Origin of the sequence: Neisseria sp. KEM232, from assembly GCF_002237445.1 — a bacterium.
Classification (GTDB): Bacteria; Pseudomonadota; Gammaproteobacteria; order Burkholderiales; family Neisseriaceae; genus Neisseria.
Genome location: NZ_CP022527.1, coordinates 1,882,786 through 1,899,875, shown reverse-complemented (window position 1 = coordinate 1,899,875; position 17,090 = coordinate 1,882,786). Strand labels below are relative to the sequence as shown.

Here is a 17,090-nt window from a genome sequence, read left to right as displayed (position 1 = left end):
TTTGGTCTCCTGACTGTCAAACATGCTTACTGCAAACCGCTTACGGCGGCTTGGGATAAACATACTCGGATTGAGGCCGTCTGAAAGGCCGTTTCCATCTTTCAGACGGCCTCCGTCAGCTTATTTGCTGCCACATTTGCCTTCGCCGCACTTGCCTTCGGCGGCTTTGGCTTTCACCGGCTTTTTCGCCTGTTTTTTCGCGGCACCGCATTTGCCCTCGCCGCACTTGCCTTCGGCGGCTTTGCTTTTAGCAGTTGCCGCAGCGCCGCATTTGCCTTCGCCGCAAGCGCCTTCGGCAGATTTTTTGGCAGCGGTTTTCACAGCCGCCTCACCCTGAACCGCGTGGCCGTCGTGCGCCACGGCAGCCTGGCTGCCCAACAATGCCAATGCACCGGCCAAAGCGGCCAAAGAAGAAGTTTTTTTCATGGTCATACTCCTGAAATAAAAATTAAAAACGAAAAAAGCGAACGTATGCCGGAGAAGGCCGGCAGCCTGTGCAGGCCGTCTGAAAGAAGCCTCAACGAAGTGCAACCGCTTTGCGCCCCTTTTCAGACGGCCTGTATTCTTTACGGCTTGTCTGCCGCCTGCCTGCGCCGCGCCAGCAGCGCATCGAGCGAGAACCTGCCCGCACCCTGCAACAGCAGCGGCAGCAGCAGAATCAGATAAACCACAGCCATTTTGTAACCGTTGTCGCAGACGTTGTAGCCGTTGCCCGCGTGCACCGCATACCAAGCCACCGCCGTCAGCACCATCAAAGCCGCCGCTCCCAAGCGCGTAAACAGGCCGAACACCAGCAGCAGCGGCACCAGCAGCTCCGCACCCATCGCCAGATTCCAGCTCAAACCGGCAGGCAGCAGATCGAAAGGAAACGGAAACGCCTCGCGGATGTCGGCAAACCAGTTTTCGCCGCGCCATTTTTCCAAGCCCGCTTCTCCGAACTCGTAGGCGGCAAACAGACGCAGCGCCAGCAGCGCAACGCCCTGCCCCAATCCCTGCGTACTGCGGCACAAACAAGTTTGTTTCATTGCAAATATCCTTTTCGTCACATCATACACGAGTAGACGGCCATACCGCCGAATCCTTACGGCACATCAGCAAATTTTTTACAACAAGAAATCAAGCAAATGAATAAAAAGAAATATTGTTTGATTTCCTGCCCACAGGAAAACAGACGGACAAACAGCAAAACAAAAACAAAATAAAAATGCCGCCGTTCAAACCACAACAAACGGCAGCATGACAGATTTTCAGACGGCCTCTTGCCCGCAAAACGGCAAACGAGCGCGTCACCAAACCGTATCCGCCCCAAACAAAAAAAGCCCGAACATTGCGTTCGGGCTTGCTTATTCATTCGGGCAAAGGCATCAGCCGCCGATACCGGCCAGCAGCGCTTTCGATTTGGCCTGGATTTCGCCGGAGGACTCTTCAATCAGCTCGTACAGCGTTTCGCGCGCCGCATCGGGGTCGCCGATTTCGATATACATCTCGGCCAATTCGTATTTGGCTTCCAAGGGCGCGGTCATGCCGACAGACTCGGAAACAAACGCGGGCTTGTCTTCGCTGGCGGCTTGTGCGGCATCCAGGCTGCCCCAGTCGATAACCAGATCGTCGGCGCTTTCAAGCTGGGCGTCGTCGAAAGTAACCGTGTCGGCCAAGCCGATTTCCGCATCGTCCTGCCAATCGCCGGCGGGAGCCTGCGGCGCTTCGGCAACGGGTTCGGCCGCCAATTCGGCAGCGGCAAACGGATCGGCCAAAGGCTCGGCTTCGGCCACACCGACGGCTTCCGGCTCGATCTGCAGAGCAACTTCCGCCGCAGGTTCGGGCTCGGCAAACGCGGCAAAATCGCCGACAGGTGCCGCGGCTTTCACGGTTTCAACTAGGCCGAAATCGGGCAAATCGGCTGCGGGCGCAACGGTTTCCACGGTTTCCGCAACATCGAATCCCGACAGGTCGGCCGCGGGTGCGATAGTTTCCGCAGTATCGACAAGGCCGAAGTCCGACAGATCCGCTGCGGGCTGATCGGCCGTCTGAACAGGCTCGGCAGGCGCTTCAACCGCGTCAAACGACACTTCCTGCATATCGAACGCAAGCGCAGGTTCTTCAACGACAACGGTTTCCACAGCCTCCGCCGCTTCATTCGGGAACGCGGCTTCAAGCGTTTCGCTTGGCGGCGCAAAATCCAAAGCGGGCTCGGCGGCAGCAAACGGCTCGGGTTCGGCAACAGGTGTTTCAATAGTTTCCGGCACTTCGGCAGCAGGCGCGATTGCCACGCTTTCGAAATCGAAATCCAGCGGCGCGGCTTCGTCGGCTGAGGCCGTCTGAACCGTTTCCCCAACAAACGCAGCGGGTGCGGGCTCTGCCGCAGCCTGCGGCTCGACGGCAAACTCTTCAACGGCAAACGCCAAAGGCTCTTCTTCAGCTGCGATGCCGCCCGTACCCGCCCAAGAAACGGTTTCTTCTACGGTGACGCCAACATCGGCAACGGGTTCGGCGGCAAATGCGGGCGGCTCGGCTTCAAGCGCGGTTTCGGGGCGGGCAAATTCGGCAGTCGCCCAAGAAACGGCGGCGGGCTCTTCCTCTGCCGCTGCGGTTTGCACCGCAAACGCTTCGGCCTCGGGTTCGAAAGCCTGCGGCGCGGCGATGTCTGCTGCGGGTTCTGCAAAAACAACTTCTTCTACTGCTACTGCGGCAGGTTCGGCCGCTGCGGGCGCAGGCGCGGCAGGCTGCGGCGCGGGCTCGGTTTTTTTGACTGCAAATTCGTCGGGCTCGAACACGCTTTCGGTCGACTCGATGCTGTCCCAGTCGGCATTGGCGCGGCGGCGGGTTTCTTCGTCGTCGGTCACCGCGCTGCTCATGATACCAACCTGCTGCTGATCGAGATCGAGTGCGCCGAGGTTCAGATCAAAATCGGCCGCGCTTTCGATCGGGCCGCTCTCGGCGTTGTCGAAGAATACGATATCGTCTTCGATATCGTCGTCGATAAATTCGTTTTCCGCTGCCTGGTTTTTGGTAATCGGCGCTTTCGGTTTTTCGGGTTTGGCAACAGGCTGGTGCAGGCGGATGCCGTCCTGCTGGTCGAAAGGCGATTCTTCGTCTTCCGCCGCAGCGGTTTTCGACGCGGATTTACGGCCGAGCAGCAGCTTGGCCAGCAGCAGCAGAACGGTCAGACCGAGGCCGCCTGCCAGCACCCATTTCCACAGGAAGCTTCCGCCCTCGCCTTCTTCTTCAACAGGCTCTTGCGTCTGCGCGGGAGCGGCGGGCTGCTCGTTTTGCGTGTCTTCGCCGACAGGGGCGGGAGCAGGTTCGGAAGTCTGCGCATCCTGTTCCTGCGGCGGCATTGCGCTGTTTTCCGCTTCGTCGGGGACGGTTTCGGGCTCGGGTTTGGCCGCTTCGGGCGCAGCTTCCGGCTTGGGCGCTTCCGGTTGGGGTTTGGCTTTTTCGACAGGTGCTTTTGCCGCTTCGGCATTTTCAGACGGCACGGCGGACATGGCCGAAGACGGTTTGAAACCGGCAGGCAGGGTCAGCACCGTACCGGCAAGGAGGCGGTTGGGATTGCCGCCGAGTTTTTTCGGATTGGCTTTAATCAGGGCACGCACGGCCTGATCGGGCGACATATTGTCCGGCCGCAGCTGGTCGGCAATGATAAAGAGGGTTTCGTTCGACTGAACGGTGTGGCGGCCGGGTTCTGCCGTTTTCGCTTCGGCCTGCTTGGGCTCGGCCGGTTTTTCAGACGGCTTCTGTGCTTTGGCAGCCTCGGCAGCCTTCTCTTTCTTGGCTGCGGCTTCTTCTTTCGCTTTGCTTTGCTCTTCGCGTGCGGGCTTGGCCGCCTCTTCTTTTTTCTCGTCCTTTTTCGCCTGCGCCGCCACGGCGGCTTTCGCTTTCGGGCTGGCGGGGTCAAGCACGGCGGTGTACTGGCGCGACTGGCCTTTGACGCTCATTTGGAAGACGATAACGGGATCTTTGATCGCGGCAGCGGAGCTGAGGCTGACCACGGCATCGTTGCCCGATTTGCGCACGTTGGCTTTCAGACGGCCGTCTGAAAAGGCGGGCTTGGTGCCTTTGAGCAGCTCTTTGGCTTCTTTGCCGGTGATGGTGACGGTGCCGGAAAACGGTTCGCCCAAACCGGAATTGACGCGCAGCCCGCCCAGCGCGGCCGGGGCTCCCGATGATGCCAACAGCGATACGGACAACGCTATCAGCTTAATTTTACTGTTCGCTTTCAAAATTCATCCCTCTTTGACTGCGGCGCGATTGCGGCCGCGTGGCTTTTACAGCCGCGTATCATAGCTTTGATTGCACATTCTTGCCAAATTTAACACGGTAAAAATGACGCTTATGCCTTTTTCATGTGGCTATCATGCGATTGTTTGCACACGTATCTTTGTCGAACGGCCGTTTTTCCGTTTCGGCGGCGGCCAAAACAGGTGCAAAAAGAAGCGCGGGTCTGTATGATGGCGGTTTTCATTTTGCCGCCGTTTTTGCACATGAAAGCAGCAACCGACCTGATTGCCGTCATTCTTTTTTTCCTGACCTACATCCTCACCAAAAACATTATTTGGGCGACAGCCGTCGCCGTTGCCGCAGGCATCGCCCAGGCGGCGTTTTTATGGTGGAAATTCCGCCGTCTCGAAACCATGCAGTGGCTGAGCCTGCTGCTGATAGTCGTCTTCGGCGGCGCAACCATCCTCACGGGCGACCGCACCTTCATCATGTGGAAACCCACCCTGCTCTTTTGGTGCGGCGCGGCGGCGATGGCGGCAGCGGCGCTGATGAAGAAAAACGGCCTGCGCGCCCTCTTGGGCAAGGAAATCGAGCTGCCCGACGCGGTATGGAAAAAGCTCACAGCCGCATGGATTGCCTTTCTGGCCGCGATGGGCGCCATCAACCTCGCCGTCGCCTACCCCTTTACCGCCGAACGCGAAGCCGTTTGGAACAACTACAAATTCTTCGGTTCCACCACCCTGATGTTTCTTTTCTTTCTGGCGCAGGGCATCTACCTGAGCCGCCACCTCACGCAGGAACAAAAAAATGACTGAACAATACTACATGCTCTTGGCCACCGACGACGAAGACGTGCGCGAAGCCCGCGCCCAAGCCCGCCCCGCCCATCTGGCGCGGCTGGAACAGCTCCAAGCCGAAGGCCGCCTGCTCACCGCCGGCCCCAATCCCATGCCCGACGATCCCGACAGCGTTTCCGGCAGCCTGATTATCGCCGCCTTCGATTCGCTCGATGCCGCGCAGGAATGGGCGGAACAAGACCCCTACGTCGAAGCGGGCGTTTACGCCGAAATGCTCATCAAGCCCTACAAGGCCGTTTTCAAATAACGGAGCGGGCATGGAACAGGAAATTCAGACGGCCTTGCAGCACCTGCATCCCGACGTATTCGAATTTGCCGACGAAAGCCACCTCCACGCGGGGCACGCCGGCAACACAGGCGGCGGCCACTACCGCGTCCTTATTGTCAGCGCCGCTTTCGAAAGCCTGCCCCGCCTTCAACGCCAGCGCATGGTCAAAGAACCGCTCGACGCCCTCTTCAAAGCCGGCCGCATCCACGCCCTCGCCATCCGCGCCCTCACCCCCGACGAATTTTTCAACTGACCCACCCAAAGCGAGAAAACCATGAAAAAAACCCACATTGCCCAAGCACTGCTCATCACCGCCCTCTCCGGCAGCCTGGCCGCGCAAACCCTGGTAACGGTAAACGGCACCAAAATCGACAGCAGCGAAATCGACCGCCAGGTCAAACTCATCCGCGCACAAAACCCCAAAGTCCCCGACGGCCCCGAAATCCGCGACGAACTGCTCGGCGACACCGTCACCCGCATATTGGTTGCCCAAGAAGCACGCCGTCTGAAACTCGACCAGAGCGCCGAATTCAAAACCGCCTCCGAAAACGCCCGCAAAGCCGCGCAAAAAGCCGGCGACGACAAAAAAGCCGGCTTCAAACAACAATGGGAAGACTTCCAAAACGAGCTGCTCAACCAAGCCTTCGCCGCCCACATCGTCCAAACACAGCCCGTCAGCGAAGCTGACGCCCGCAAAACCTACGACGAAATGCAGGCCTACTACAAAGGCAGCGAACAAATCCAACTCGGCGAAATCATGACCCCGAAAAAAGCGGATGCCGAACAAGCTGTTAAAGACCTGAAAGCGAAAAAACCCTTCGCCGACACCGCCCGCAAATACTCCGCCGACCCCGCAGCCAAACAAAACGGAGGCATCAACAGCGAATACGACGCCCTCAAAGACCTCGAAAAAGCCGCGCCGCCCGTTTACGCCGCCGTCAAAGACCTGAAAAAAGGCCAGTTCACCGCCACACCCGTCAACGGCAACGGCGTATACGGCGTCTTCTACATCAACGACCGCCGCCCCATGCAGATTCCCGCCTTCGACCAAGTCAAAGCCGGCATCACCCAAAACATGATGCAGCAGAAACTCGAAAACGCCGTCGGCAGCCTCTACCAAAAAGCCACCATCACCCCGGCCAAATAAACCCACAGGACACACCATGAAACACAAACCGCTGCTCACCTTCATCGCCCTGGCCGCCGCCGGCATCGCCGCCGCGGCCGCCCCCAAAATCGACGGCGCCCGCATCGACGTCCTCCTCAAACAAATGACCGAAATGGCGCCCGAAGGCGCGGGCGAGCCCCCTGCCGACATCCGCGCCCAAATCGAAAAAAGCCTGGCCGCCGACGAAGTCCTCAAAGCCGAAGCCCTCAAAGCCGGACTCGACAAACAACCCGAAGTCCGCGCCCGCTGGCAAAACGCCGAAGCCCGATTTTACGCCGACCAATACGCCGACCACCTCGCCGCCACCGTCACCGTAGACGACGCCGAACTGCGTGCCGCCTACGCCGAACAGACCCGCGCCGTCAAGCTGCAACAGGTCGGTTTCCCCACCGAAGCCGAAGCCCTCGCCGCCCAACAGCTGCTGCTCAAAGGTCTCAGCTTCGAAAAACTGATGGAGCGCCACCCCAACCCCGCGCAGGCGCAGCTTGCCAAACCCGTCGCCCTGGCCGAACTGCCGCCCGAACTGGCCGCCGCAGCCGCCCCCATGCAGCGCGGCGAAATCAGCCGCAAGCCCGTCCCCTTCCAAGGCGGCTTCTACCTGCTGAAAATCGCCGCCGTCGAACAGGCCGCCGACGCCCCTCCTTTCGACCAGCTCAAAGACCAAATCGCCGCCCTGCTCAAACAGCGAAAAACGCAGGAAAAAATCGCCGCCCTGCTCAAAGAACACGGCATCGAAATGTAAATCTGCCGCAGGCAAAAGGCCGTCTGAAACCCGTTTTTCAGACGGCCTTGTTTCCCCGCACGCTTTCCCGCAAAACACCAAACCCGTGCACATCACCGCGCGACGTCCTGCCAAAACGACAAAAGGCCGTCTGAAACCATACGCAGGAGGTTCCAGCCCAAGCGGTGCACACGTTCCATGCGATGCCTGCCATCCGCACAAAGGCCGTCTGAAACCCACGTCCCGACAACACAAGCGCCCCATCCGCCCTAAAACCCGCGTACGACGCCGTACGACGTCCTGCCAAAACAGCAAGAGGCCGTCTGAACATTCCCTTTCAGACGGCCTCTTGCCCTTTCAGATTCAGACGGCCTCCGCCACCAGCTCCGCTATTTTTTCGCTCGCCCCCCGATGCCGCGCGACAAAGCCGGCGGCACGGGCGGCGAAGGGCGCGCGTCCGGATTCACCGTCCAGCCACTGCCGCGCCGTGTCCAGCCATTCTTCCGCGTCCGCCACCTGATGCGCCGCGCCTGCCGCCAGCGCCTCGGCGCAGACGGCGGCGAAGTTGTAGGTGGAAAAACCAAACATCACGGGCTTGCCGCAAGCCATCGGCTCGATGGGGTTTTGACAGCCGCTGTCCACCAGGCTGCCGCCGACAAATACCGCGTCGGCCATCGCGTAATAGGCGTAAAGCTCGCCCATGCTGTCGCCTATCCACACCTGCGTGTCGGCAGCTATGGCCTGTCCGCTGCTGCGCCGCTGCGTACGGAAACCGAGCGATAAGGCCGTCTGAAACGCGTCGTCGAAGCGTTCGGGATGGCGCGGCACGACAACCAGCAGCGCATCGCCGCGGTATTCCCGCCACGCGCGCAGCAGCAAAGCCGCTTCGTCTTCGCCGTGGTAAAAACGCGTGCTGCCGCACACCAGCACCTTGCGCCCGCCCGCCAGTGCGCGGAACTGTGCGCCCAAAGCGAGCTGCCCGGTCGGCGGCGCGATGTCGTATTTGGTGTTGCCGCACACCACGGGAGCAGCCGCACCGAGGCTTTTCAGACGGCCTGCATCGGCCTCACTCTGCGCGTAGCAGCCCGCGAGCGACTGCATGGCGGGGCGGATAAGGGAAGCGGCTTTTTGGTAGCCGCGCAGCGATTTTTCCGACAGGCGGGCGTTGGCGAGAAACAGGGGAACGCCTTGCGCGGCGCAGGCGGCGGCCAAGTGCGGCCAGATTTCCGTTTCCATCAGAATGCCCAAACGCGGCCGGTGTTCGGCAAGAAACTGCGCGACGTATTCGGGCTTGTCGTAAGGCAGATAGCGGCATTGCGCGTCGGGATACAGGCTTTCGGCGGCGGCGCGGCCGGTGGGCGTCATTTGTGTCAGCAGCAGCGGCGCGTCGGGAAAACGGCGGCGCAGCGCGGCCAGCAGCGGCGCGGCGGCGCGGGTTTCGCCGACCGACACCGCGTGCAGCCAAATCGGATTCCGCACAGGCGCGGGATGCGGCACGCCGAAGCGCTCGCCCCAATGTTCGAGATAGGCGGGATTTTTGCGCGCGCGGCGGCGCAGATAGCGGCGGATCAGCGGCGGCGCGATGCGCCACAGGCTGCGGTAGAGAAAGGAGAGCAACATTAGGAAGAGGCCGTCTGAACAAAAGCGTATTGTAGCTTTTAACTTCGTTGAAGCCACGCTGAGACCTTTGCAAAATCCCCCCAAAATCCCCTAAATTACCACCAAGACATTTAGGGGATTTTCCATGAGCACCTTCTTCCGGCAAACCGCACAAGCCATGATTGCCAAACACATCGACCGCTTCCCACTATTGAAGTTGGAACCAACTGAGCTAATCACCCGTGCTTCTCAGCGAAGCGCGGATTAAACCAAATCCGCGCAGGGGGCGCAAGCGCTATTTTCGGCGCTCTGTTCAATGCGTTGAATTATCGTGTTTTTAATTTACCGTCCTGCCGCGCCCCTTTCAGAGGGGCGCGCTTTATTGTAGTCTCCCGCTTTTTTCAGACGGCCTCTTATGCCCACACTGCCCGCCCTTTCCGCCGCCCTTTCCCGTTTTCAGACGGCCTTATTGCAACCGCAGGAGGCGCAGCGCGCCGTTTTGCGCGACATCGTGCAATCGGGCGGCGGCAGCCTTTTCGGACGGCGGCACGGTTTTTCCCGCATCGGCGGCTACGAAGATTTCGCCCGCGCCGTGCCCGTATCGGATTATGAGGGCTTGCGCAGCCTGATAGAACGCGCCGCGGCGGGCGAAGCGGGCGTGCTCACCACGGAAAACCCCGTCTGCTTCGAGGAAACGGGCGGCAGCACGGGCGGCGCGAAACTCATTCTCTATACCGAAAGCCTCTATGCCGCCTTCCGCCGCGCCGTACTGCCCTGGCTGGCGGATGTGCGGCGGCGGCGGCCTGCGGCCTTTGCGGGCAGGCTGTTTTTTATCGTCAGCCCCGCCGCGCGCGGCCGCACGCACACCTCAGGCGGCATCCCCATCGGCAGCGGCAGCGATTTGGACTATTTCGGCCGCGAAACCGCTGCCGCGCTGCTGCCGCGCGTGCTGTTTCTGCCCGAGCTGCTGTCGGCGCAAAGCGCGCAGGAATGGCAGCTTGCCTGCGCGCGCCTGCTGCTGGGCGCGGCGGATTTGAGCTTTGTTTCCGTGTGGAGTCCGACCATGCTGCTGCTTTTTGTGCAGGCCATGCAGACGCATCAGGACGACATTCTGCCGCACATCACCGACCCGCGCCGCCGCGCCCTGCTCTCCCGCGCCCTGTCGCGCGACACGCCCGACACCCGCGCCATCTGGCCGCGCCTCGACACCGTCAGCTGCTGGACAAGCCACACCGCCGCCGCGCCCGCCGATACGCTGCGGCGGCTGTTTCCCCATGTGTTTGTCGAAGGCAAAGGGCTGCTGGCGACGGAGTTTGCGGGCAGCATTCCCTTTGCCCCGCACGGAAGGCCGTCTGAAAGGCCGTCTGAAAACGCCAACGGCCTTTCAGACGGCCTCCCCACGCTTCTAGCCATAGACAGCCATTTCTACGAATTTGCCGGCGCCGACGGCATCGTGCCCGCCTGGCAGACGCGCGCAGGCGGCAATTACCGCCTGATTGTCACCACCCAGGGCGGGCTGTACCGCTACGACACGGGCGATTATGTGCGCGTGCACGCACTGCACGGCGGCGTACCCGAAATCGAATTTGTCGGACGCGGCAGCCTGTCCTGTGATTTGTGCGGCGAAAAGCTCAACGAAGCCTTTGTCCGCACCGCCATGGAAACCGTGTCGCCCGATTTGGCGCAACGCGCCCTGTTGCAGGGCGTGCAGGACAATCCGCCGTATTACCGCCTATTGTCGGCCGATGCCGAAACGATGCAAAACCATGCTCTGGCGGCGCGGCTGGACGAGGCGCTGGCCGCCAACCCGCAATACGCCTACGCCCGCCGCACCGGCCAGCTCGCCGCCCTGCGGGTGCACTTCTGCGCCGACCCGCAGGCTTACGCGGCGCGTTTTTTCCGCGAGGAACAGCGCTTTGCCGTGCGCAAAATCCCGCTGCTGCTGCCGCCCGCGGCGGAAGGCGGAGAGGCCGTCTGAAAAGGCCGGTCAGGCTTTCAGACGGCCTCAAAACGCATAGAAAACAAAGAAAAAAGGAACAACTCATGAACACTCCCGACACTCCCGCCGCCAACGGCCTGCACAATTACTGGTACATCGCCGCGCGCGAAAAAGACGTGCGCAAAAAGCCGCAGGCCGTGCGGCTTTTCGGGCGGCACTACGCCGTTTTCCATCAGGGCGGCGGCCGCTATGCCGCGCTTGTCGACTGCTGCCCGCACCGCAACGTGCCGCTGTCGATCGGCAAAGTGGAAAACGGCTGCCTGCGCTGCGCCTACCACGGCTGGTCGTTCGACGGCGAAGGCAGGCTGGCGGAGATTCCCGCCCTGTGCGGCTGCGCCACGCCCGACGTGCGCGTGCCCGCCGTACACTGCACCGCGCAGGACGGCTATGTCTGGCTGTGTATCGGCACGCCCGCCGCGCCCGCGCCGCTGCCCTTCGCCTGCCTGGACGAGGCGGGCTACACCACCTTCCGCATGAAAACCCGCTTTGCCGCGCCCGTCGACTGGTGCTTGGAAAACTTCCTCGACTGCCCGCACGCGGTGTATGTGCACAACTCCTGGTTCCGCGCCCCCACCGGCAAACCCGTGCGTGCCCTGCTGCGGCGCAATGCCGACGGCGCGCAAATCGAATACGCAAACGAGCCGCGCGAAAAAAGCCTGGTGTGGAAGCTGCTGCAAAACAGCGATACCGAAATGTCGCACACCGACCGCTTCATCTCCCCCGCCACCTCGCGCGTCGACTACCGCTTCTCCGACGGCAAACACTACATCGTCACCTCCTCCTGCACGCCGCTGGACGAGGACACCACCGAAGTGCACACCGTCGTCAGCTACAAATTCGGCCGTCTGAACCCGCTTATCCGCCTCGTTTTCGAGCCGCTGTCGCACTTCATCATCGGCCAGGACGTCGCCATGATGAAACAGCAGCGCGACAATATCGACCGCTTCGGCGGCCGCGCGCGATTCTGCAACAGCGCCGCCGACCTCCTGATGCCCGAAATCACCTCATGGCGGCAAACCCTCGCCGCAGGCGGAGAACCCGAAGCCGCAGGCATCGTGCGCGAACAGGAGCTGCATTTGTGAAACGCGCCTTTCAGACGGCCTCCCTCGCCATGCTCGCCGCCTCGCTGATGTTTTATGTCTGGCAGAATCATTTCGCCGCAGCGGGCGGGCAAATCGCCCTGCCCAAAGCCCTGTGGCTGGGCGCAACCGTCCTGTTCTGGCTGGTGCTGCCGCCCTTCGTTTTCTGCTCCCGCCACGTTTCAGGCCGTCTGAAAGCCGCCTACCTCCTTTTCTGGCTGCCCATGCTCGCCCGCGCCCTCGCCGAAATCGTTTTGATGTACGGCCTCAACCGCTGGCAGTACGCCTACGGCATCGCCCACGACCTGCTCAGCATCGCCATCCTCCTGCCCGCCGCCTGGCTGTGCCGCCGCGAAACCCCGCGCCCGCTCGCCGCCCACCTTGCCGTGCTCGCCGCCATGTTCGCCGCCGAAACCTGTTTCGCCGCCTACATCGCCGCCTTCCACCGCCACCACCCGCACGCCGAAGTATGGTTTATCGGCTGGGAAACGCCGCATCTGGCCAACCAAACCGCCACCGCCCTCCTCGTCGCCGCCCTCGCCTTCTGGCTGATCCGTCTGACCCGCAAACTGCCATGAACAAACTCACCACCCGCACCCTCGCCCCGCAAACCCTGTCCGCGCAACAAACCGCCGCACTCTACGCCCTCTACGGGCGCTACTACGGAGGCACCACGCCCGAACTCTTCCGCCGCGACCTCGGCGAAAAAGACCATATCCTGCTGCTCGAAGACACCGACGGACAAATACGCGGCTTCACCACCCTCAAAACCATCCCCTTCACCGACAACGGCCGAGCCGCCCGCGCCGTTTTCTCCGGCGACACCGTTATCGACCACCGCTATTGGGGCGAACAAACCCTGCCGCTGGCCTGGTGCGCCCTGGCAGGCCGTCTGAAAGCGCAAATGCCCGACGCCCCGCTCTACTGGCTCTTAATCGTCAAAGGCGACCGCACCTACCGCTACCTCAACGTATTCAGCAAAACCTACTACCCCAACCGCCGCCACCCCACCCCGCCCGACGTGCAGGAGCTCATCGACCGCCTCGCCGCCGACCGCTTCGGCGCGCACTACCACGCCGAAAGCGGCCTCGTGCGCTACCCGCAATCGCAAGGCCACCTGAAAAGCGAATGGCTGAACGAAAAAACCGCCGCCCACCCCGAAGCCGCCTACTTCCGCCGCCGCAACCCCCGCCACGCCGAAGGCGAAGAACTCGTCTGCCTCACCCTGCTCGAAACCGACAACCTGCGCTCCTTCGCCCTGCGCGGCTTCCTCGACGGACTGGCGCAGGGCGCTTTGTAAACAACCGCAACCCGCCTGTGCAGACAACGAAAAGGCCGTCTGAAAGCCGGTTTTGGCTTTTCCAGACGGCCTTCGGGGCAACGGCAATCCGCGCCCTCCCCTGCGCTCCCAAGCGCGGGGGAGGGTTGGGGTGGGGGTGGCAGGCCGCAGGACTGCTTTTGTACCGCCGCCCGCAAAAGTCACCGCAGCGGTGAGAGCCCCCACCCTAGCCCTCCCCCGCGAGCGGGAGAGGGAACGCTGTTGTTCCGACAGGTTTCAGCAACGTCATTCCCGCGCAGCCTGATTGTAGGTCGGATACTCGTATCCGACGTTTCCCCGCAAGGGGAAAATCCGCGTTCCATCACGCCGCTGCCGCCCCATGCCGCCCTTGCGGCCGGCCGTCGGATTCAAGAATCCGACCTACGGTGTGCGTTGCTTGTTAAAGGCCGTCTGAAAACCCTGTTTCGGTTTTTTCAGACGGCCTTTCTGCGTAGGCGGGAGCAGACTCCGCGTCAGCCGTGTTCGTGCCCGCCGTGGGCGCAGCCGCAGCCGCAGGCGTGGGCTTCGTGCCATTCGTCTTCGCTGCCGTCGAAGTCTTCGGCTGCGTCGAAATCTCCGTTTTCCGCCAGCGCGGCGACTTCGGCCAAATCCTGCGCGCCTTCGACCCAGAAGCAGGGTTCGCCCTCGGCTGCGTCGGGCGGCAGGACGGCGGCTTGGCCGTCGTGCCAGGCGATCCAGTAGCCGTTGGCCGTCTGAAAAAAGCGGGCGTCGGGGTGGATGGTTTCGCCCTCCGTGCCCGCAAGCATGCGTTCGGCGATGTCGGTTTGGAAGGGGAGTGTGTTCATGGTGATGTCTTTTCTATCTATACGGTTTGTCAAACGGGCTTTCAGACGGCCTCCTAGTCGGTCTGAAAGCCTTCTTCGCCTGCGCCGTCGTTCAGGGCGATTTCGATTTCGCCGTAGTCCTGCGGCTGGCTGAGGCGCACCAGCCCTTCTTTGGCCAGTTCGAGCAGGGCGATGAAGCTGACGACGACGTAGGCCGCGCCTTGTTCGGGGCGCAGCATCTCGGAGAAGCGGCAGGGGGCGTGTTGCAGGCGGCGCAGGATGTCGCTCATCTGCGCGCGCACGGACAGGGCTTCGCGCACGACCTGATGGCTTTTGTTGTGGCTGGCGCGGGAGAGGATGGCGAGCCAGGCTTGGGTGAGGTCGGCCGTCTGAACTTCGGGCAGACGGGTTTCGACGGCGATTTCCAGCGGCAGATACGCCCAGGCAAAATCGCGTCCGGCACGCGGCAGCGCGTCCAAGCCCTGCGCGGCGAGTTTCATTTGTTCGTAGGCCAAGAGGCGGCGGACGAGTTCGGCGCGGGGGTCGGCGGCTTCTTCGTCTTCGGCCTCAGGCGGCGCGGGCAGGAGCAGGCGCGATTTGATTTCGATGAGCACGGCGGCCATCAGCAGGTATTCGGCGGCCAAATCGAAACGCTGCGCTTCGATTTGCGCGATGTAGTGCAGGTATTGCTCGGTAATCCGCACCATCGGGACGTCGAGCACGTCGATGTTTTGTTTGCGGATAAGGTAGAGCAGCAGATCGAGCGGCCCCTGGAAGCTGCCGAGGACGATTTTCAGCGCGTCGGGCGGGATGAACAAATCCTGCGGCACGTCGCTGACTGGCTGGCCGAATATCCAGGCGACGGCGCTTTCAGACGGCCTCTGCACGGCTTCGGCGTTCACGGCCGCTCTCCGCCGCCGGCCAGCAGGCGGCGGATTTTGGCGATGGTTTGGCGCGAGACGGCGTTGCGCGTTTCGTCGGAGGCGCCGTCCGCACAGGACACCGCGCCGCACAAATGGGCGTAGGGCAGGCCGAGTTCGCGCGAGAGCACGGCTTCGGGCATGCCGGTCATGCCGAACACGTCGACGCCGTCGTTTTTCAGACGGCGCATCTCGGCGAGGGTGGGCGTGCGCGGCCCTTGCAGGCAGCCGTACACGGCCTGCGGCACGATGTCTTCGCCGCTTTCGGCGGCCAAATCGAGCAGGGTGGCGCGCAGGGCGGCATCGTAGGGTTCGGTGAAATCGGTGTGCACCACGCCGCACGCGTCGTTTTCAAAAAAGGTGGCGGCGCGGCCGCAGGTGTAGTCGATCAGATCGTGGGGCAGAACCAGCGTGCCTGCGGGCAGATCGGGATGAAGCGAGGTGACGGCGGACACGGCAACGATGCCGGAAACGCCGAGCGAGTGCAGCGCCCAGATGTTGGCACGATAGTTGATTTCGTGCGGCGCGAGGGTGTGGTTGAGGCCGTGGCGGGCGAGAAAGACGATGTCGCGCCCGAGTGCGCGGCCGATAAGCAGCGGCGCGGAAGGCAGGCCGTAGGGCGTGCGCACGATGCGCCGCCCTGCGGTTTCGAGTTCGGGAATGCGTGAGAGGCCGCTGCCTCCGATAACGGCTAACATGGCAAAGTCCGTCGGAATAAAAAAGGCGGCATTGTAAACGAAGAGCGCAAAGGCCGTCTGAAAAACGCGGCCGGCGGGTTTTCAGACGGCCGCCAACTGCGTCTGCCTTTTCCGCTATACTCCCGCGCCACAACAATCCTGCGGAGCTTAGCCATGACACCGTCTCTTTCCAATCACGATAACGGACACGCCGCGCCGCTTTTGGTGCTCGGCTGCGTGGTTTTCGGACTGGGCAGCCTGATTGTCCGCTTCGTGCCCGTGGGCGCGTATGCCGTGGCCTGGTGGCGGCTCTTGGTGGCGGGCTTCGTATTTTGGCTGCTCGCCCGCCGCTTCGGCCAGAAGCTGCCGCAAAGCCGCGCGGCGGTACGCTATGCCCTGATTTCCGGCGCGGCGCTGGGTTTCGATCTGGCGCTGTGGCACGAAAGCATCTACGCCGTCGGCCCGGGCATCTCCACCCTGCTCAACAGCCTGCAAATCTTTTTCCTCACCGCCATCGGCTTTTTCTTTTTCAACGAGCGCCTCGGCCGCATTCAGACGGCCGGGCTGCTGTTGGCCGTGTGCGGCGTGGCGATGATTGCCGCGCCCGAATCGGGCAGCAACGCCAAAGCGGCCTGGGGCTTTGTCAGCGGCATTGTTTCGGGCGCAATGCTGGCGCTGTCGATGGTGTTCGTGCGCAAAACCCAGCAGACCGAAGCCGCGCCGCTGTCTCCCGTGATGATGCTGGTGAGCGCGGGCGGCGTGCTGGCGCTCACCCTGCCCGCGCTGGTGTTCGACTGGGGGCGGCTCTATCCCGAAACGCCGCGCGACATCCTGCTGGTATTGGTTTACGGCGTGGTAATGCAGTGTTTCGCCTGGGGGCTGATTGCCTACGCCATCCCGCTTCTGTCGCTCTCGCTCACCGGCCTGCTGCTGCTCTCCGAACCCGTGGCCGCGCTGCTGATCGACTGTTTTTTGCTGGGCAAACCGATAGCCGCCGTGCAGTGGTGCGGCGCCGCTCTCACCCTCTTTTCCATCTACCTCGGTTCGCTGAAAACGGCGCGCTAAACGCGGCGGGCGCGTGCCGCCCATTTCGTGTAGAATCGCGCCTTTTTCAAGGCCGTCTGAAAGCCGCAGCATCCCGATGAACCCCTTTGCCCAAGCCCTGTCCGCCGCGCTCGAGTTGTGCGTCGCCTCGAAAGAAATCACCGAAAACGGCGGCAGCGCCGGTTTCTTCTACCGCGAAGCGCCCGTTTTCGACAACGACAGCGGCTGGCGCTTTTTCAGCGGCGACGAAAGCGACGAATACGCCGCCGACCCCGAAAATTTCGCCGTCTGCCCGCTTGCCGACATCCTCGCCGCCTGCCCCGAAATCCGACCCCTGCCCGCAGAACGCGAAGGCGCGTGGGAATGGGACGGCGAAGCCTACGTTCCCGCCGAAGGCTGGCAGCCGCAAAACTGAATCCCCGTTTTTCAGACGG

At 62.2% G+C, this 17,090-nt stretch carries 18 protein-coding genes; 11 read left to right on the top strand and 7 right to left on the bottom strand.

Annotation, left to right across the window (positions count from 1 at the left end; translation table 11 throughout):
* Positions 1–120: 120 nt before the first annotated feature.
* The 3 genes from CGZ77_RS09325 to CGZ77_RS09315 form a co-directional block, all read right to left on the bottom strand.
* The gene (locus CGZ77_RS09325) at positions 121–426 is read right to left on the bottom strand and encodes a periplasmic protein (RefSeq protein WP_036495623.1); all 306 of its coding nucleotides are present in this window, start codon (positions 424–426) and stop codon (positions 121–123) included.
* Positions 427–566: 140 nt separating this feature from the next.
* Positions 567–1,025 carry a DoxX family protein gene (locus CGZ77_RS09320; RefSeq protein ID WP_009425447.1) on the bottom strand — a complete coding sequence of 153 codons (459 nt, stop codon included), beginning with the start codon at positions 1,023–1,025 and terminating at the stop codon, positions 567–569.
* Positions 1,026–1,364: 339 nt separating this feature from the next.
* Complete coding sequence (locus tag CGZ77_RS09315; protein ID WP_157697534.1) at positions 1,365–4,223, bottom strand: FimV/HubP family polar landmark protein; 2,859 nt, start codon at positions 4,221–4,223, stop codon at positions 1,365–1,367.
* A gap of 261 nt (positions 4,224–4,484) precedes the next feature.
* Between CGZ77_RS09315 and CGZ77_RS09310 the strand changes: the two genes are divergently transcribed.
* From CGZ77_RS09310 to CGZ77_RS09290, 5 genes are read left to right on the top strand one after another with little or no spacing between them, the layout of a single operon-like run.
* Complete coding sequence (locus CGZ77_RS09310; protein WP_036495635.1) at positions 4,485–5,036, top strand: septation protein A; 552 nt, start codon at positions 4,485–4,487, stop codon at positions 5,034–5,036.
* Complete coding sequence (locus CGZ77_RS09305; protein WP_009425451.1) at positions 5,029–5,325, top strand: YciI family protein; 297 nt, start codon at positions 5,029–5,031, stop codon at positions 5,323–5,325. Before CGZ77_RS09310 ends, CGZ77_RS09305 begins: the two co-directional genes overlap by 8 nt.
* Positions 5,326–5,335: 10 nt before the next feature.
* Complete coding sequence (locus tag CGZ77_RS09300) at positions 5,336–5,599, top strand: BolA family transcriptional regulator (RefSeq protein ID WP_009425452.1); 264 nt, start codon at positions 5,336–5,338, stop codon at positions 5,597–5,599.
* A gap of 21 nt (positions 5,600–5,620) precedes the next feature.
* Entirely contained in the window at positions 5,621–6,493 is an 873-nt protein-coding gene (locus tag CGZ77_RS09295; RefSeq protein ID WP_094031139.1) for a peptidyl-prolyl cis-trans isomerase, read from the top strand.
* Between the two features lie 16 nt (positions 6,494–6,509).
* Positions 6,510–7,256, top strand: coding sequence for a peptidyl-prolyl cis-trans isomerase (locus CGZ77_RS09290; protein WP_009425454.1), 747 nt, complete (start codon positions 6,510–6,512; stop codon positions 7,254–7,256).
* 342 nt (positions 7,257–7,598) lie between these two features.
* On the opposite strand, the gene waaA is transcribed toward CGZ77_RS09290, so the two are convergent.
* Positions 7,599–8,855, bottom strand: coding sequence for a lipid IV(A) 3-deoxy-D-manno-octulosonic acid transferase (waaA, locus tag CGZ77_RS09285; RefSeq protein WP_036495629.1), 1,257 nt, complete (start codon positions 8,853–8,855; stop codon positions 7,599–7,601).
* A gap of 394 nt (positions 8,856–9,249) precedes the next feature.
* Here waaA and CGZ77_RS09275 point away from each other — a divergent pair, with 394 nt between their 5' ends.
* The 4 genes from CGZ77_RS09275 to CGZ77_RS09260 all read left to right on the top strand — a co-directional run bounded on the left by CGZ77_RS09275 (position 9,250) and on the right by CGZ77_RS09260 (position 13,212).
* Positions 9,250–10,812: a GH3 auxin-responsive promoter family protein gene (locus CGZ77_RS09275; RefSeq protein ID WP_094031138.1), complete on the top strand. Its 1,563-nt coding sequence runs from the start codon at positions 9,250–9,252 to the stop codon at positions 10,810–10,812.
* 65 nt (positions 10,813–10,877) lie between these two features.
* Positions 10,878–11,915 (top strand): Rieske 2Fe-2S domain-containing protein, encoded by a 1,038-nt coding sequence (locus tag CGZ77_RS09270; RefSeq protein ID WP_094031137.1) that lies wholly within the window; start codon positions 10,878–10,880, stop codon positions 11,913–11,915.
* Entirely contained in the window at positions 11,912–12,490 is a 579-nt protein-coding gene (locus tag CGZ77_RS09265) for a hypothetical protein (protein ID WP_009426961.1), read from the top strand. Before CGZ77_RS09270 ends, CGZ77_RS09265 begins: the two co-directional genes overlap by 4 nt.
* A complete protein-coding gene (locus tag CGZ77_RS09260; RefSeq protein WP_094031136.1) occupies positions 12,487–13,212 on the top strand; it encodes a hypothetical protein in 726 nt (241 codons plus the stop codon). The genes CGZ77_RS09265 and CGZ77_RS09260 overlap by 4 nt, the downstream gene beginning before the upstream one ends.
* Positions 13,213–13,703: 491 nt before the next feature.
* Here CGZ77_RS09260 and CGZ77_RS09255 read toward each other — a convergent pair whose 3' ends face one another.
* The 3 genes from CGZ77_RS09255 to CGZ77_RS09245 are packed head-to-tail and all read right to left on the bottom strand — an operon-like array spanning position 13,704 to position 15,633.
* Positions 13,704–14,036, bottom strand: a complete 333-nt coding sequence (locus CGZ77_RS09255) for a hypothetical protein (protein ID WP_009426959.1) — start codon at positions 14,034–14,036, stop codon at positions 13,704–13,706.
* A gap of 53 nt (positions 14,037–14,089) precedes the next feature.
* Complete coding sequence (locus CGZ77_RS09250) at positions 14,090–14,917, bottom strand: ScpA family protein (protein WP_009426958.1); 828 nt, start codon at positions 14,915–14,917, stop codon at positions 14,090–14,092.
* On the bottom strand, positions 14,914–15,633 hold the full coding sequence (locus CGZ77_RS09245; RefSeq protein ID WP_009426957.1) for an S-methyl-5'-thioinosine phosphorylase: 720 nt from the start codon (positions 15,631–15,633) through the stop codon (positions 14,914–14,916). Before CGZ77_RS09245 ends, CGZ77_RS09250 begins: the two co-directional genes overlap by 4 nt.
* A 153-nt stretch (positions 15,634–15,786) precedes the next feature.
* On the opposite strand from CGZ77_RS09245, the gene CGZ77_RS09240 reads away from it, so the two are divergent.
* Positions 15,787–16,677, top strand: a complete 891-nt coding sequence (locus CGZ77_RS09240) for a DMT family transporter (RefSeq protein WP_009426956.1) — start codon at positions 15,787–15,789, stop codon at positions 16,675–16,677.
* A gap of 76 nt (positions 16,678–16,753) precedes the next feature.
* Complete coding sequence (locus tag CGZ77_RS09235) at positions 16,754–17,071, top strand: DUF2185 domain-containing protein (protein ID WP_036496511.1); 318 nt, start codon at positions 16,754–16,756, stop codon at positions 17,069–17,071.
* Positions 17,072–17,090 lie beyond the last annotated feature (19 nt).